Here is a 16,226-nt window from a genome sequence, read left to right as displayed (position 1 = left end):
CGGAAATGTGATTCTTAGAGGAGGCAAATTCAGCGGTAAAGCTTATAATCATGTGACTAAGGCTATTTATGAACCGGTTGAGAGCTACAAGTGGCAGGCGATCGAAGATGATCCCGCCGGTTTAAAATGGGAGGTCGTAGCCGAATAGCGAAAGGCAGGATACGACACCAATCGGTTACTGACCGTTAAAAAGGTCCGGAAATATTTTCCGGATAACATGTACCATCCGTAGGAGCCTGACCGCTCCTGCGGATACAAAGGAAAAGATGAAACAAGTTCTTTCAAAATAAATTACAAACCGTTGATTTACAGCTTTACTTCTAAAAAGTTAGTGAGAGGTGTAAATGGCATTAAATCAATATTTTATGAAAAAAGTATTCCTGTTGGCGGCGGGGCTTGCAATGATCCTTACCGCATGTCAGAAGGAGGAATCTCTTTCCGATCCCGGTGGGGTATGCACCCAGGCAATTACTGTTACTATTCCGCAAGAACTGCAGACTCGTGCCATGGCGGCGGACTTCGGCAACGGTTCTCAGGTCGACCGCTGTCTGTTTCAAATCTACCGGAACGGTCAGCCCTACGGGGAGCAACAGACTGCGACTGTAACGAATAATGCCGCTACGTTCACTCTGCGTCTGGTGGCTCAGCAAACTTACGACTTTGTCTTCTGGGCCGATTGTTCGGCTGACGGTGGCCGTTACGATACGGACGACAGCATTCAGTGGGTGTCCTGTCGAAACTATCGATTTGTCCGCCACTGTGACGAAAATAGCTAATAATTCTTTCTATTGGGGCGCGGCAAAGACCGTGATCTGCCGGGCAACGGTTCCGCCTACGCTAAGCGCTAAGATATATCCGTCCCAAACGGAAATGGTGCTGAAAGTTCCGGCAGAAGCGATCGGGGACTATAAGACCGCTACAAACTGGAACACCGGACGATTCAAAGCTATCGAAGCGATTGAATAATCACGGTAATCACGGGGACGGGGCAATTGTGCGAAACTTTCGCACAATTGCCCCGTCCCCGTGATCGTTAATAAAGCATAATTTTCACCGGTTGGTTCATAAATAAGGAACAAAAGGTTGTTTATCCGATTTATTGCATTACCTTTGTGGACAGTTAGAGTTTATGAATCGTTATCGTCAAAGTTCTTCTTCAAAATAAGTAAGTCTCTTCTTTAATTATCCTGCTCTCTAATTAGTATTAATTTTATTTTAATTTCAAATGAACATTTACATTTCAGGTTTAAGCTATGGCACGACCGATGCAGACTTAAACGAATTATTTTCAGAGTATGGAGAAATTTCTTCTGCAAAAATTATTTCGGACAGAGAAACCGGAAGATCCAGAGGATTCGGATTTGTCGAGATGACTAACGATACAGAAGGACAAAAAGCGATCGATGAATTGAATGGTGCAGAATATGACCATAAAGTGATTGCGGTAAGTATTGCACGTCCTCGCACTGAAAGACAGTCTAACGGTGGATATCGTGACAGAAACAGTAATTCCAGGCGATATTGATCAGGTGATCAGATAAGGGGTTGGCTGAAAAATCAACTATTCGGCTTTCCAGCTAACCTCTTCTATAAGTTTTATTTCGGGTGTCTTATAACACTCAACAATGAAGTTCGATTTATTCTTTCTTTTCGATGTGAGATCAGGAGTTTTCAGTCCTGAAGTGTTCCGTTTCTGAAACAGATTTATTAAACTTTTTTGTTCTTTTTCCTTTGAGAAATGAGTGTTGAAAGTTTAACTAGTTATTCAATAAGGCTGATCGTTTGTTAAAACGTTTTTTCCCAGCCTATTTATTCGGATGACCTTTCTGCCCCATTAAAACATATTAATGTTACCCCGGCATTTCTGTTGTATGTTCTATATAGATCCGATACAGCAGAGAAAATTAAATAGTGAAAATAAATGCTGTTTTGACGTACAGCAAAATAATAATATATGACATTTAAAGAATTAAATATAATCCAGCCGATTTTAAAGGCTATTGAGGAAAAAGGATATAACAGGCCGACACCGATTCAGCAGCAAGCAATCCCTGTAGCCTTGTCCCGAAAAGATATATTGGGATGTGCACAGACAGGAACCGGAAAAACGGCTTCGTTCGCTATTCCTATCATCCAGCTTTTACAGGCAGATCCGATTATAACGAAACGCAAGGGAGTCAAAGCTTTGATCCTGACGCCGACCCGCGAACTGGCCTTACAAATCAGTGAATGTTTAGACGAGTATGCCAGGTATACCCCGGTTCGTCATGGTGTGATGTTTGGAGGAGTAAACCAACGTCCGCAGGTTACTATGTTGCAAAAAGGTATCGATATTCTGGTTGCGACTCCGGGGCGTTTGCTCGACTTGATGAGTCAGGGGTTTCTCAGCCTGGATCAGGTGAAATATTTCGTGCTCGACGAAGCGGACCGTATGCTCGATATGGGGTTTATTCACGATATTAAGCGGATATTACCGAAGCTTCCGAAAGAAAAACAGACCTTGTTTTTTTCGGCGACGATGCCCGATTCGATTGTTACGCTGGCTTCTGCTTTATTGAAAAATCCTGTGAAAATCACCATTACTCCTGAATCTCCGACTGTCGATGCTATCGAACAGTTCGTTTATTTCGTCGAGAAAGCCGAGAAAGGACGTTTATTGATATCCCTTTTACGGAAAGCTGAAAATCAATCGGTATTGGTTTTCTCCCGTACGAAACATAATGCCGACCGGATTGTCCGGGTATTGGGCAAAGCCGGAATCGGAAGTCAGGCTATTCACGGAAACAAGAGTCAAGCTGCCCGTCAGTCGGCTTTAGGAAATTTTAAATCAGGAAAGACCCGGGTGATGGTGGCTACCGATATTGCGGCCCGGGGTATCGATATCAATGAGTTGCCGTTAGTGATCAATTATGATCTGCCTGATGTCCCTGAAACTTATGTACATCGCATCGGACGGACCGGAAGGGCTGGGAATGCAGGAACGGCCTTTACATTTTGTTCTCAGGAAGAACGAAAACTAGTAGATAATATCCAGAAATTGACCGGAAAAAAACTCTGCAGGGCTGAAGTTTCGGCCTGAGTAGATGGAAAATTCCTGGGATTTAGTTTTTCTATTCCGATTTCGGTTGCTGTGTCGTCAGACCGGTTCGTCTGGACCGCTCCGTTAAGGCTTTTGTCGATTTCATCGGTTTTTCTCCTGCCCGGTGGAACTCCTTGCTGCGCAAAAACTTTACATTACGTTTCTCTCAGACACTATCAGTCGGTCGTTCAGAAAAAGCATGATGATACTCGGCAGAACTCCGATGGTCTTCAAACACGAACACCGGAGACGAATAGGTGTCGGAATAATCTTACGATTCGATTAGGTGATAAATTTTATTTTTTATTTATAAACAATTCATACAGTTAAATGGCAAGACCACAGACATTCAGTAAGAAAGAAAACGAGAAGAAAAAACAAGCCCGGAGATTAGAAAAACAAAACCGGAAAGAAGAAAGAAAACTATCCGGTAATACGAATAGTTTTGAAGATATGATAGCCTATGTCGATGAAAATGGCCGGATTACTTCGACACCTCCGGAAACGAATCATAAAAAGGAAGAGATAAACCATGAAGAAATTGTGATCTCGACTCCCAGACAAGAATCTCCTGAGGTCCGTAAAGGGCGGGTAGAGTATTTTAATGTTTCGAAGGGGTATGGTTTTATTAAGGATCTGTCAGGAACTGAAAAATATTTTTTTCATGTGAGCAACGCTCTTTCCGAACTTGTAGAAAATGCCATCGTTATTTTCGACTTGGAGCGTGGTAAAAGAGGTATGAATGCCATTAATATTTGTATCTCGGAACGAACAGCCGATTAAGTTCGATTTTGTCAGGAATACTTGCGTTGCAACCGGGGTATCGGATTAGCAGGTGCAGCCTGTAAATTGGATATAGGGTGGCTTCGAAGCTGATTATTAGCGAAACTAGGTCCGGAATTAATTATTCAACTCTGAACCGAAAGTTTACCGATTAAAAGGGGGGGGGGATGCTGGTCAAGGGACTTGAAAGGATGAAGCTGATCAGAGTCGAAGTGAGTATAAACCAGTTTGATTTAGGCTTTGAAAGTGAAGAAACTTTCCGTTTGTCGAGGCTTGCTTCGTGCCTGTAGGGAGGGCCTTAGGCTCTGCTTTGAAAAAACACTGTTGCCTGAGTCTGATTTTTCAGCAAAAAACGTTAAACAGAAAATCCCAAAGATTTAGTCTCGACTGAATCGGAAATATTCTCCATAATTATGAGGAAATTCTCCACTTCTAAAGTCTGGATTTCATTTTGTTTTTATGAACTTTCGACTATTTATCCTACATTTGCAGGCATAGGGGGAGTGCCTCGTTTTGTTTACGGCCCTTTCCGGGGGGGGGGCTGGCACTTTTATAACTTGAAATCTCTGTAGCTAAAAGAAGTTTAATCTGAAATAAACGATGGATAGAGATACACTTATATTTATAGCATTTTGTGTGTTCATACTCTTATTGGGGGTACGGTTTTGGCAGCAGCTCAGGGAGCGGACGGAAAGAACGGAGGCAGATCGGAGTATTGCAGATGAAGCGGTCCCCTTGCCGGCGAAAAGCCGGAGGTGTTACTTTATTCTGATTCAGGTGATTGTGTTAGGAGGTTTACTGATTTATATGCTTCCCTGGTTAATCCGTGATTTTAAGGGAGCTGAGCCGGTACTGAATGCTGGGTTTATTTTACGTTGTTTGATTTTTGTATTCACTATTTATATATTCATTTCCCGGGGACGTGATTTACTCAGGCAGCGTGTTAAAGGGAATAAGAAGAAATAAGAAGGTGTAAATATCAGGGTCGACGGATAGCCTGATATTTTTTTTGCAAAACCTTAAACGGAGGGTTAACTTTTTTTAAGGCTAGGGATTTAACATTTGAACTTAGATTGACTAATTTTGGAGTACTCAAAATTTTAACATTTGACAAAAATAGAGATTCGATAGAAATGTGGGCTTGAAAGTAACACATTTTTTTCTGGTTCGTAATAGAATTTTATAAGATATAACAACTTTAAATTTGAATCTATGGATACTGTTGATATCAAAGCATTGAATGAACGCATACAGCAGGAAAGCTCTTTTGTGGACATGATCAACATGGAGATGAACAAAGTCATCGTTGGTCAGAAACATTTGGTTGAAGGACTTCTGATCGGGATGCTTTCCAACGGGCACATTTTATTGGAAGGTGTTCCCGGCCTGGCAAAAACCTTGGCCATCAATACGCTGGCAACTACGATTGATGCGAAATTCAGTCGTATTCAGTTTACCCCCGATCTTTTGCCTGCCGATGTGATCGGTACGATGATTTATTCTCAGAAGAGAGAAGAGTTTGTGGTAAAACAAGGACCGATTTTTGCGAACTTCATTCTGGCGGATGAAATCAACCGTGCTCCGGCAAAAGTACAGTCTGCTTTATTGGAAGCGATGCAGGAACGTCAGGTGACGATCGGAGATATGACCTATCGTTTGCCCGAGCCTTTCCTGGTTATGGCCACCCAGAATCCGATCGAACAGGAAGGTACCTATCCGTTACCTGAAGCCCAGGTCGACCGTTTTATGCTGAAAGTAGTGATCGATTACCCCAAAAAAGAAGAAGAAAAGCTGATCGTTCGTCAGAATATGGAGAAAGCCTTCCCTAAGGCATCTACTATTCTGAAACCCGAAGATATCATTCGTGCCCGTGAAGTAGTGAAGGATGTATACATGGATGAGAAAATTGAAAAATACATCATCGATATTGTTTTTGCCACCCGTTTTCCGCAGGAAGCCGGGCTCGACAAGTTTGTCAGCATGATCGCTTACGGAGGTTCGCCGCGTGCCAGCATCAGTTTGGCCAAGGCTGCCAAAGCGTACGCTTTCATCAAACGTCGTGGTTATGTCATCCCCGAAGATGTACGGGCGGTATGTCATGATGTTTTGCGTCACCGTATCGGCCTGACTTATGAGGCTGAAGCCAATAACATTACCAGTGAGGATATTATCAACGAGATCCTGAATGCCGTAGAGGTTCCATAGTCGGAAGGTCGTTTTTAACCTTTTACTTTTAACCTTTTACTTTTAGATATGGAAACTTCTGAATTGTTAAAGCGGGTCCGGAAGATAGAGATTAAAACCCGGGGCTTGTCCAAAAATATTTTTGCCGGCGAATATCATTCTGCCTTTAAGGGGAGAGGTATGACTTTCAGTGAGGTAAGAGAATATCAGTACGGCGACGATATCCGGAATATCGACTGGAATGTGACTGCCCGCCACAACCGTCCTTATGTGAAGATCTTCGAGGAAGAACGGGAGTTGACGGTCATGTTGATGATCGATGTCAGTGCCTCCCGTAATTTCGGGACTATTTCGAAACTGAAGAAAAACCAGATTACCGAAATTGCTGCAGTGCTTGCTTTTTCTGCAATCCAGAATAACGATAAGATCGGGGTGATTTTCTTCTCGGATAAGATCGAGAAATTTATTCCTCCGAAGAAGGGAAGAACACATATCTTGCATATTATTCGCGAACTGATCGATTTCTATCCGGAAGATAAACAGACCGATATCGAACAGGCATTGGAATATATGACCAATTCGATCAAGAAACGGTGTACCTGTTTTGTTATTTCCGATTTTATCGACGAGCACGATTTTGCCCATGCTTTGGCTATCGCTAACCGGAAACACGATGTTGTCGCCCTGAGGGTATACGACCCCCGGGAAAATCAATTGCCTCCGGTCGGGATGATGTACCTGAGGGATGCCGAAACCGGAGAACAGATGTGGGTGGATACTTCCGATAAAAAGCTGAGGGAAGCGTATGAAAAATATGCTTTTGTCCGCGAAAAGGAACTGGATGCAATCTTCAAACGTTCGGGAGTCGATGTCGCTAATATCCGTTCCGACGAAGACTACGTCAGGGCTTTAATCACTTTGTTTAAGAAAAGGGCTTAATTATTATGGATTTTGATCAAAGATCGTAACTATGAGGAGTGTTTTGAAACAAATATTATTATATCTGTGCTTGTTTTTAGGGGTGGCGACCCTGAAAGCTCAGCATGTAGAATATGGGGTGGCGCTTGACACCAATTATATGATGATTGGAGATCAACAACATCTTACTTTTAAAGCGAAGGTAGACCCGGGAGTCCGGATTGTGTTCCCTCGGTTACAGGATACGGTTGTTCATGGATTGGAGATTATCTCCGGTCCTGTACGGGATTCTGTAAAAGAAAAGGATGGAAGATGGCTTTTGGAGGAAAAATATGTCGTCACTGCTTTCGATACAGGAGTATATGTTGTGCCTCCTCAGCCCATTACGATCGAAAGTCAGGAATATAATAATATTGTTCGGACCGATCCCGTAGGATTGGTGGTGAATACTTTCCAGGTAGATCCGCAAAAGGGGAATTACGATATCGTTATGCCTTATGCCGCCCCCTGGACTTTTGCCGAGATTTTGCCTTATCTGTTGTGGGTTTTGTTAGGGATTGCCCTTATTCTGATCTTCTGGCTGTATTGGGACCGGAGGCGGAAGAACAAACCCTTGTTTACGCCGAAGAAAGAAGAGATTCCGCCTTATGTCATGGCTATCCGTTCCTTGGATGAAATCAAGGGCAATAAGCTTTGGCAGACCGGAAAAGAAAAGGAATATTATACCCGATTGACGGATACCGTACGCCAATACCTTGACGGAGAGTTCGCTATACCTGCCATGGAACAGACCTCCTCCGAAACAATGCAGGCCTTGGTAAATTGTAAAGAGGTAGAAGCCAAAGAACGGGAGAGAATAGCAGAGATGTTGACGACGGCCGATTATGTGAAATTCGCTAAGTTTACTCCCTTGCAGGATGAAAATTCCCGTTATCTGGATGCCGCTTACGAATTTGTCAATAACACTCACCAACGGGTAGAGGCTGAAATTGCTCAGCAGCAGAAACAGGAAGAAGAAAGAAAACGTCAGGAAGAAGAACGACAGCGAAAAGAAGCTGAAAAAAGCGAAACTCCCGAAGACGTAAAAGATAAATGAGGCGATCAGGCACTTTGAAAAGAGTGTATGAGTTAATTTGTAAACTGAAATAAAATGTTTGGATTCGAATTTGCAAACCCGAAATATTTCCTGTTATTGATACTTTTAGTACCAATGATCGTCTGGTATATCCTGAAGGAAAAAAAATCGCATGCTGATTTACAGTTTTCTTCATTACAGGCGTTTAAGGGGATCAAACATTCCGGCCGGATCTGGTGGCGGCATGTTTTGTTCGTATTGGAATTGCTTGCCATTATCTTATTGGTGACGGCCTTGGCTCGTCCGCAGTCCAGTAATAGCTGGCAAACTTATACCAGTGAAGGTATCGATATCGCACTGGCTCTGGACGTCTCCACGAGTATGCTGGCCCGTGACTTTACGCCCGACCGTTTAGAGGCGGCTAAAGAGGTGGCTACGAAATTTATCCTCGAACGTCCTCAGGATAAAATCGGATTGGTGGTTTTTGCCGGCGAGAGCTTTACTCAGTGTCCGTTGACTACCGATCAGGCTGTATTGGTCAATCTACTCCGGGAGGTGAAAAGCGGTATGATCCAGGATGGAACGGCGATCGGTCTGGGTTTGGCTAATGCGGTCAACCGGTTGAAAGATAGCCCCGGTAAATCGAAAGTGGTGATTTTGTTGACAGACGGTATCAATAATCAGGGAGCGATAGCACCTGTCACGGCTGCCGAATTAGCTAAAGCTTTCGGTATCCGGGTATATACGATCGGAGTCGGAACCTATGGCGAAGCTCCTTATCCTGTTCCCACTCCCTTCGGCGTGCAATTGCAGAATATGCCTGTGGAAATCGACGAAGGGGTATTACAACAGATTGCTAACGTGACCGGCGGTAAATATTTCCGGGCGACGGATAACGATAAATTACAGCAGATCTATTCCGAGATCGATCAGTTGGAGAAAAGTAAGATAGAAGTGAAACATTTCAGTAAAAAGAATGAACAGTATTTTATTTTCGGTTTGCTGGGTATGTGTTTACTGATTGCACAGGCAGTTCTGAAGTATACTCTTTTAAGGAAAATACCGTAAAATTATTTGGCTATGTTTAGATTTGCACATCCTGAATTATTATATCTCTTGATTGTTATCCCACTGTTGATTGTTTTTTATGTGGTGATGATCCGACGAAAAAAGAAGGCGATAGCAGAATTCGGTAATCCGGAATTACTCGGGCCTTTGATGCCTCTTTTATCGTTCAAGCGGGGCACGTGGAAGTTCGTTATGCTGATGCTGGCCTTATTGTTTGTCATTGTCGGAGTGGCAGGCCCTCAGTTCGGTTCGAAACTGCAGCAGGTGAAGAAAAAAGGTGTAGAGTTGATGATCGCTCTCGACGTTTCCAATTCGATGATGGCCCAGGATATCAAACCCAGTCGGTTGGAAAAAGCTAAGATGGCCATTTCCCGGATGGTAGAGAAATTATCGAACGATAAGATCGGTTTGATTGTATTTGCGGGGGATGCTTATGTGCAATTACCTATTACTACCGATTATTCTTCGGCCAAGCTTTTCCTGTCGAATATCAGTACGGATATCGTACCGGTACAGGGGACGGCTATCGGGAGTGCGATCGATCTGGCCGCCCGGTCGTTTACACCGGAAACCGAGACGTCCAAAGCGATTATTGTCATTACGGACGGAGAAAACCATCAGGATGATGCGGTTGCGGCTGCTAAGCAAGCCCATGAAAAAGGAATCGTAATCCATACCATAGGGATGGGATTGGAACAGGGTGCTCCGATCCCGGAGAAAGGAAAACCCGGACAATTTATGCAGGACGCACAGGGGAATGTAGTCATCTCCAAACTGGACGAACAAACTTTGCAGGATATAGCTAAAGCCGGAGAGGGGCTGTATATCCGGGCCAGCAATACCGAAGTCGGACTCAACCGGCTCCTGGACGAAGTCAATCGTATGGAGAAAAGCTTGCTTGAAGAGCGGGTATATAGTGATTATGCCGAGAAGTACCAGTACTTCCTGTTGGTGGGGTTGTTTTTCATCTTTGTGGAGTTTATGATTCTGGGCAGAAAGAATAAACATTTTATGAAGATCAATCTTTTCAAACGCTAAAAGAAAAGACAGAGAATCGGATTGACGATAATAATGTACGAAAAATGATGAATGTTATGATAAAGTCTATGATAATAACGGTGGTGACCTTGTTGGCTGCATGGCCCGCTATTGCTCAGCAAGAACGGAAATTTATCCGGGAAGGAAACGAATTATTCGAAAAACAGGATTTCGAAAAGGCTGAGGTGGAATATCGTAAAGCTGCCGATAAAAAGGCGAATTCATTTGAAGCGGCTTTTAATATGGCCGATGCTTTATATAAGCAGAAAAAGTACGATGAAGCTCTGGAACAGTTTTCTGCTTTGGCAAAACAAGAAACCGATAAAGAACGGTTGGGCGAAATTTATCATAATATCGGGAATACTTTGTTAGCGATGGAGAAAACCGACGAGAGCATCGAAGCGTATAAAAACTCATTAAGGAATCGTCCGGCTTCTGAACAAACGAAATATAACCTGGAATTTGCACGCCATAAACAACAACAGGATCAACAGAATCAGGATCAGAACAAGGACCAGAATAAAGATCAAAACAAAGATCAGAACAAGGATAATCAAGACCAAAATAAGGACCAAAACCAGGATCAGCAAGATCAGAATAAAGATCAACAGGATCAGAATAAAGACCGTCAAGATCAGAACAAAGATCAACAAAATAAGGATCAGCAAGATCAGAACAAAGACCAGCAAAATAAAGACCGTCAAGATCAGAATAAAGACCAGCAGAATAAAAATGATCAGAATAAAGACCAGCAACAACAACACCCTCAGCAACAGCAGGGTAAGATTTCTAAGGAGGATGCGGAACGTTTGTTAGAGGCTTTGCAGAACGATGAAAAGAATGTTCAGGAAAAAGTGCAGAAACAAAAAGCACAGGAACAGAAAGCAAAGAAAATGAAAATCGAAAAAGATTGGTAATTTTGCGGCTTAAATAAATATGGCAATGAGACAAATCGGATTAATCATATTGTTATTTTTCACTTCACTGGCTTACGCCCAAAATGTAGAATTCAAGGCTTCTGCTCCTTCTGTAGTTGCCGTCGGTGAGCAGTTTAAGTTGGAATATACCCTGAATAAAGAAGGGGACAATCTTAAAGTGCCTACCCTGGAAGGATTCGACCTGCTGATGGGACCTTCCGTAGGACAATCTTTTTATTCATCGAATATCAATGGGAAAATGACGCAGAATGTCACTTTCTCCTATACCTATATTTTGGAAGGAACTAAAAAAGGTACTTTTCAGATTCCCGGAGCGACAGTGATTATCGATGGAAAAGAATATACATCCAATGCTCTGAAAATAGAGGTCGTCGAAGGTAGTCGTAATTCAAACGGTAATCAGGCGGCGACAAACCGGCCGGTGCAGCCGGATGCCAATGCTACGGTCAATGACAATAACCTGTTCGTTAAAGTCGAGGTCAGTCGGCGTAGCCTGTATATGGGAGAAAGTCTGATGGCTACGATTAAAGTGTATACAAAGGTCGATCTGGTCAATCTGGGCAGAACTAAATTTCCGGATTTCAACGGATTTCTGGCCGAAGAAGTACCCACGCCGCAACGTATCGAATTGGTTCGGGAAGCGGTGGACGGGCAGATTTACAATGTCGGAACTATCCGGAAAGTATTGTTGTATCCGCAACATACCGGAGAGATTACGATCGAGCCTTTCGAGTTGGAATGTATTGTCCGTCAGCGTTTAGCTAACGGAGGCCGTAGTTTCTTCGACGAGTTTTTCGGTAATTACAAAGATGTCCGGGCGATGCGGAGAAGTAAACCGGTCACTATTCAGGTGAAAGAACTTCCTCAGCTTGGGAAACCTGCCGGTTTTGGCGGAACGGTAGGGAATGTAACGATGGCTACCTCCCTTTCGGCGGATACGGTGAATGCCAATGATGCGATCACTTATAAAGTGACTTTCCGCGGAACGGGCAACCTGAAGTTATTAAAAGCACCGACGATTAATTTCCCCCTGGATTTCGAAGTGTATGATCCGAAAGAATCCAGAGATCTGAATATTACGGAAAATGGCATGGCGGGTAGTGTTTCTTTTGAATACCTGATCATCCCCCGTTATTCCGGAGACTATAAGATTCCGGCCATTCGGTTTTCTTATTTCGATTCACAATCGAACACTTACAAGACCATTGCGGGGGCTGAATACAATATCCATGTCAGAAAAGGAGCCGATAAAGGGCAGGTGGAAACTTCGACCGGTAATCAGGTGAAGTCGTTCAAGAAAGAAGATGTCCGTAAAGTGGGTGAAGATATCCGTTACCTGAAAACGGAGGGATTGAACCTGAAGGCTGCCGGGGTACGTTTCTTCGGAACTACCTTATACTGGCTGGCTTTATTGATTCCGTTCGTACTGTTTATTGTCGGTGCAGTCTTGAATCGCCGGAGAATCAAAGCGAATGCTGATATAGTCCGGGTGAAGAATAAAGCGGCCAACAAGATGGCCCGCAAACGCCTCAAAGTGGCTGCCAGCGCGATGAAAAATCACAATGCAGAGCAATTCTACGATGAAGTATTGAAAGCCCTTTGGGGATATATGAGTTATAAACTGAATATCGACCGTGCCGAATTGAACCGGGATAATATCAGTGAAATTCTCCAGTCGAAAGGAGTAGAGGAAGACAGAATCAAGGAATTTATCGCTGTATTGGATACTTGTGAATATGCCCGTTATGCTCCCGGAAGTAATTCCGATCAGGAAATGGGGAAAGTATATACAGATAGTATTGATGTGATTACAAAGCTGGATAAAGCTATCCGGTGATTAAAGATTAGAAACTATGAAAAAGACATTGTTGATATTGCCGGTTTTACTGATAAGCTTGTGTGCTTTAGCCGCTACTGATCCGCAATCGGAGAAACAGGCAGAGGAATTTTACCGGGAGGGAAAATACAATGAAGCAGCTGAAATATACCGGAAATTGAGGGCCAGTGGCATGGAATCGGCTATCTTATATTATAATCTGGGTAATTGTTATTATAAACTGGGAGAGAATACGCAGGCCATATTGAATTATGAACGGGCCTTATTATTAGACCCCTCGGATGCTTCTGCCCGTTATAATCTGAAAATGGCCCAGCAAGCTATCGTAGACAAAATCGAAGTGTTGCCCGAATTGTTTCTGGTGAGGTGGTACAAAGGTTTTGTCGGTTATTTTTCCGCCGATCAGTGGGGATATATCTCGGTTACTCTCTTTATCCTCTTTTTGGTGATGGCAGCTTTATTTTTCTATTCTCCTTCGGTCGGTATCAAAAAGACTGGTTTTGTCGTGGGGATTATAGCCTTTTGCCTGACTGTTGGGACGATGTTTTTTGCCATGCAGCAGGATAAGAAAGTCACCGACAGAGAGTATGCGATTATTACAACTCCGAGTGTGACGGTGAAAGGAGCGCCGGATAATAGCGGTACGAGCCTGTTTTTGATTCACGAAGGGCTGAAAGTCCGTGTCATAGGTCAATTGGGGGATTGGTACAATATCCGGATGGCAGACGGCAATGAAGGATGGGTAGCAAAAGGAGATCTGGAAAAGATCTGACCGGGAGGAACGTAATTGTTTTTCCTCCCTGTCAGACTGTTAGCGATCGGACAATAAAGCAGTGAGTTTTTCTATTGTTTTTGTATCCGAAGGACGTGTCATATTGGCATCCAGTACTTTTCCCTCCCGATCTATCAATAGAAAACGGGGAATCCATGAAATCTTATAATCCTTTTTAAAAGTATCTTCTTCGTTTACCCTCAATTGGATACCATCCAGGCTGTCCTTTTCTATCTTGGCTCGCCAGGCAGCTTCATCCGCATCGATAGAGATACTTACAAAACAGATAGGCTTATCCTTGAACTCCTCTTTTAATTTATGAAATGCCGGGAGTTCGCGGCAACACGGTCCGCACCAGGTTGCCCAGACATCGATATAAACGTAATTACCCAGCCAGTCAGATAAATTTTTCCGGTTACCGTCTTTATCCAAAAGGGAAAAATGGGGTGCTTTTCTACCTTTTTCTAAGCGGGTATATTGTTCATACGACCGGAAAAATGCTGCTTTTTGTTTCTCATCCTTTACCTTTTCCCGATAAAGGGGTAAAAACGCTTCCATCCCTTCTGTTCCGAAATACCTGATATATCCGGACATGCTTTCGTCGACTAAATAACTTGCCAGTTCTTCATCCTTAATGTGATTACATATATAATCCAGTTCACATTTTAACTTATCCAATGGTTTACCTGTTTCAGTTTTTTTCTTTTCTCCCAACAATTGTATGCCATTCCTGAAAAACTGGCGGTATTCCCAGAATTCATGAGCTGAAGGATCCTCCTGAAGCAGTTCCGATACCTTCCGGTAATACCTTTCTCCCGGAGAATAACTTTTCAGACGTAATAGTCTGGCATGCAGAAGGGGATAGTCCAATAATGAATGGCAAGCCACATAATAAAGCCGTTTACGCTCCGATTTTTTAAAATCCGCCGGCAGAGGTAAAGAATCAAGATGTGCTTGTAATCTGCCGGGCATCAGAGCCCATTCTTTTAAAAATTCTTCTTCCCCTTTTTCATATCCCGGATCCCGGTTATTCAAAAACGGACTGTTCAGATAGATATTGATCGCTTTAGCCGCTCCGGTAAATTTAATCTCTTGTCCGTTCAGCTTAGTAATTTCCTGCTGCTGTCCCGGTACAAGATAAAACGAATAAACATTGCGCGGACCGTATAAAGCTGCATAACCGGGAGCCAGAGAATCCGGAATAGTAATCCTCCCTACGCCTGATTCATCTAGTTTTACCTTATAAGCTTGTTCCCGGAATCCGATCCGGATTTCCTCTTGGCCGAAAGTAGCGTCGAAGCGGACTCTTACCTGGGAAAAGGCTTGTGCTTCCCACAAAAAACAGCAGGAAAGCACAAAAACTATTTTCAAACCTCTGCTCATTTTAAGCACCGTATTTCGGGTAATTATATTCCATATCCAGGATTTCTCCGAAACCTTCGAATACTTTTTCCGAAGCAATATCGATCATTCCGTTCACCTCATTGATATAGTACATATAAATTTTTCCTTCTTTCTTACTCTCGTTGTAAGTGGAAAGAATCAGCACTTTATTGTTATAGGGATGATTCGTAATAAAACGATCAATACAAGGTTTGAATATTTTCATTCCCGTTATTTTTTCATCAGTTTGGGCCAAAGTATAAAGTTTTTCACCGGTGTTAGCTCCATTGTAATCATAACGGTAAATATCCCGGTCGGTAGCATATAAAAAAACAGGACCGAGTGAACCTACTGCAAAATATTTCGCTTTCTCCAGTTCCGGACAATTGTCTGCCAGGTATTTCCCCACACCGATATTGGGCTTTGTGTCAAAATTAAAAACGCATAATGTCATTTTTTTCGTATCCCAATCCTCGAATAATCCGTATTCGTAATTATTGTATCCTGTCTCCATATAACGGAGGCTTGCATGCATATTTCCCCAATCGAAGGGTTGTGGTGCTGTGGCAACCGCTAACTCTTTCAAAATCCATGTATTTTCTTCGATTCCCAAAAAACGTCCGCCGATTTCATCATAAAGAATACCCTGATAATAATCAAACCATTTAGGGGCATAAGGCGATGCTTTATAAGTCAAGCCGTCTTTCAGGATCGGTTCGGTATAAGTTGTAAATCCCGTGCTGCTGATCGCACTGTATTCATAAAAACGACCGTTCGACACGATCGCATCGTAGCCAAATCTTCCCGGGCTCCAGTAATATTGCCAAAAAATGTAACTTTCCGGTTTCCAGGATGATAGATCAAGTACCAACGTGGACATATCAAATGTTTTTTGCATAGTGATGGCCGACAGGCGGGCCCCGCCCTTATCGGTAAGCACAATCACATTCTGATATCTTCCGATACAAAAATAGCTGCCGATGACAACACCACGTCCGGTCAGGGCTTCTCCATTGACTGTCTCGTATACATTGTGTAAAATTTCGTCATTTTCTACCCGGTTTGAGAAATAGGGACTCATGATTAAATCGAAATCCGTTTTGCCTTCTCTTTCTTGTAAAACCATCCAGCCTTCGGTAATACTTCCCTGT

16 protein-coding genes are annotated in these 16,226 nt (G+C 43.1%); 14 read left to right on the top strand and 2 right to left on the bottom strand.

The genetic code is table 11. From position 1 onward, the window contains the following. Positions 1 to 401: 401 nt before the first annotated feature. The 14 genes from WS42_RS12385 (at position 402) to WS42_RS12325 (ending at position 13,692) form a co-directional block, all read left to right on the top strand. Complete coding sequence (locus WS42_RS12385) at positions 402 to 776, top strand: DUF6562 domain-containing protein (RefSeq protein WP_229053143.1); 375 nt, start codon at positions 402 to 404, stop codon at positions 774 to 776. Next, positions 760 to 966 (top strand): hypothetical protein, encoded by a 207-nt coding sequence (locus WS42_RS15605; RefSeq protein ID WP_146752610.1) that lies wholly within the window; start codon positions 760 to 762, stop codon positions 964 to 966. The genes WS42_RS12385 and WS42_RS15605 overlap by 17 nt, the downstream gene beginning before the upstream one ends. 259 nt (positions 967 to 1,225) lie before the next feature. Further along, positions 1,226 to 1,525 carry an RNA-binding regulator gene (gene rbp / locus WS42_RS12380; protein WP_013611463.1) on the top strand — a complete coding sequence of 100 codons (300 nt, stop codon included), beginning with the start codon at positions 1,226 to 1,228 and terminating at the stop codon, positions 1,523 to 1,525. 429 nt (positions 1,526 to 1,954) lie between these two features. After that, the gene (locus WS42_RS12375; RefSeq protein ID WP_013611462.1) at positions 1,955 to 3,079 is read left to right on the top strand and encodes a DEAD/DEAH box helicase; all 1,125 of its coding nucleotides are present in this window, start codon (positions 1,955 to 1,957) and stop codon (positions 3,077 to 3,079) included. A gap of 330 nt (positions 3,080 to 3,409) precedes the next feature. Continuing rightward, positions 3,410 to 3,862: a cold-shock protein gene (locus tag WS42_RS12370; RefSeq protein WP_013611461.1), complete on the top strand. Its 453-nt coding sequence runs from the start codon at positions 3,410 to 3,412 to the stop codon at positions 3,860 to 3,862. A 636-nt stretch (positions 3,863 to 4,498) separates the two neighbouring features. Continuing rightward, positions 4,499 to 4,828: a hypothetical protein gene (locus tag WS42_RS12365; protein ID WP_147345761.1), complete on the top strand. Its 330-nt coding sequence runs from the start codon at positions 4,499 to 4,501 to the stop codon at positions 4,826 to 4,828. A 246-nt stretch (positions 4,829 to 5,074) separates the two neighbouring features. Beyond that, positions 5,075 to 6,067: an AAA family ATPase gene (locus WS42_RS12360; protein ID WP_013611458.1), complete on the top strand. Its 993-nt coding sequence runs from the start codon at positions 5,075 to 5,077 to the stop codon at positions 6,065 to 6,067. A 48-nt stretch (positions 6,068 to 6,115) separates the two neighbouring features. Further along, the gene (locus WS42_RS12355; RefSeq protein ID WP_013611457.1) at positions 6,116 to 6,985 is read left to right on the top strand and encodes a DUF58 domain-containing protein; all 870 of its coding nucleotides are present in this window, start codon (positions 6,116 to 6,118) and stop codon (positions 6,983 to 6,985) included. 31 nt (positions 6,986 to 7,016) lie between these two features. Continuing rightward, positions 7,017 to 8,060 (top strand): BatA domain-containing protein, encoded by a 1,044-nt coding sequence (locus tag WS42_RS12350; RefSeq protein WP_046451174.1) that lies wholly within the window; start codon positions 7,017 to 7,019, stop codon positions 8,058 to 8,060. A gap of 54 nt (positions 8,061 to 8,114) precedes the next feature. Further along, a complete protein-coding gene (locus tag WS42_RS12345; protein WP_013611455.1) occupies positions 8,115 to 9,107 on the top strand; it encodes a vWA domain-containing protein in 993 nt (330 codons plus the stop codon). Between the two features lie 12 nt (positions 9,108 to 9,119). Next, positions 9,120 to 10,145: a vWA domain-containing protein gene (locus tag WS42_RS12340; RefSeq protein WP_013611454.1), complete on the top strand. Its 1,026-nt coding sequence runs from the start codon at positions 9,120 to 9,122 to the stop codon at positions 10,143 to 10,145. Between the two features lie 56 nt (positions 10,146 to 10,201). Further along, positions 10,202 to 11,062 carry a tetratricopeptide repeat protein gene (locus tag WS42_RS12335; RefSeq protein WP_046403046.1) on the top strand — a complete coding sequence of 287 codons (861 nt, stop codon included), beginning with the start codon at positions 10,202 to 10,204 and terminating at the stop codon, positions 11,060 to 11,062. A gap of 25 nt (positions 11,063 to 11,087) precedes the next feature. Beyond that, positions 11,088 to 12,920, top strand: coding sequence for a BatD family protein (locus tag WS42_RS12330; protein ID WP_046403048.1), 1,833 nt, complete (start codon positions 11,088 to 11,090; stop codon positions 12,918 to 12,920). A gap of 16 nt (positions 12,921 to 12,936) precedes the next feature. Next, entirely contained in the window at positions 12,937 to 13,692 is a 756-nt protein-coding gene (locus WS42_RS12325; protein WP_046403025.1) for a tetratricopeptide repeat protein, read from the top strand. A 39-nt stretch (positions 13,693 to 13,731) separates the two neighbouring features. On the opposite strand, the gene WS42_RS12320 is transcribed toward WS42_RS12325, so the two are convergent. Continuing rightward, complete coding sequence (locus WS42_RS12320) at positions 13,732 to 15,063, bottom strand: TlpA family protein disulfide reductase (protein WP_162613218.1); 1,332 nt, start codon at positions 15,061 to 15,063, stop codon at positions 13,732 to 13,734. Positions 15,064 to 15,076: 13 nt separating this feature from the next. Beyond that, positions 15,077 to 16,226: hypothetical protein (locus WS42_RS12315; RefSeq protein ID WP_046451173.1), on the bottom strand; the 1,150-nt coding region annotated here is incomplete at its 5' end.

It is taken from the genome of Odoribacter sp. N54.MGS-14 (assembly GCF_000980295.1).
In the GTDB taxonomy this organism is placed as follows: domain Bacteria; phylum Bacteroidota; class Bacteroidia; order Bacteroidales; family Marinifilaceae; genus Odoribacter; species Odoribacter splanchnicus.
Note: the sequence above shows the minus strand (reverse complement) of the source record. Positions and strands in the feature narration are given on the sequence as shown.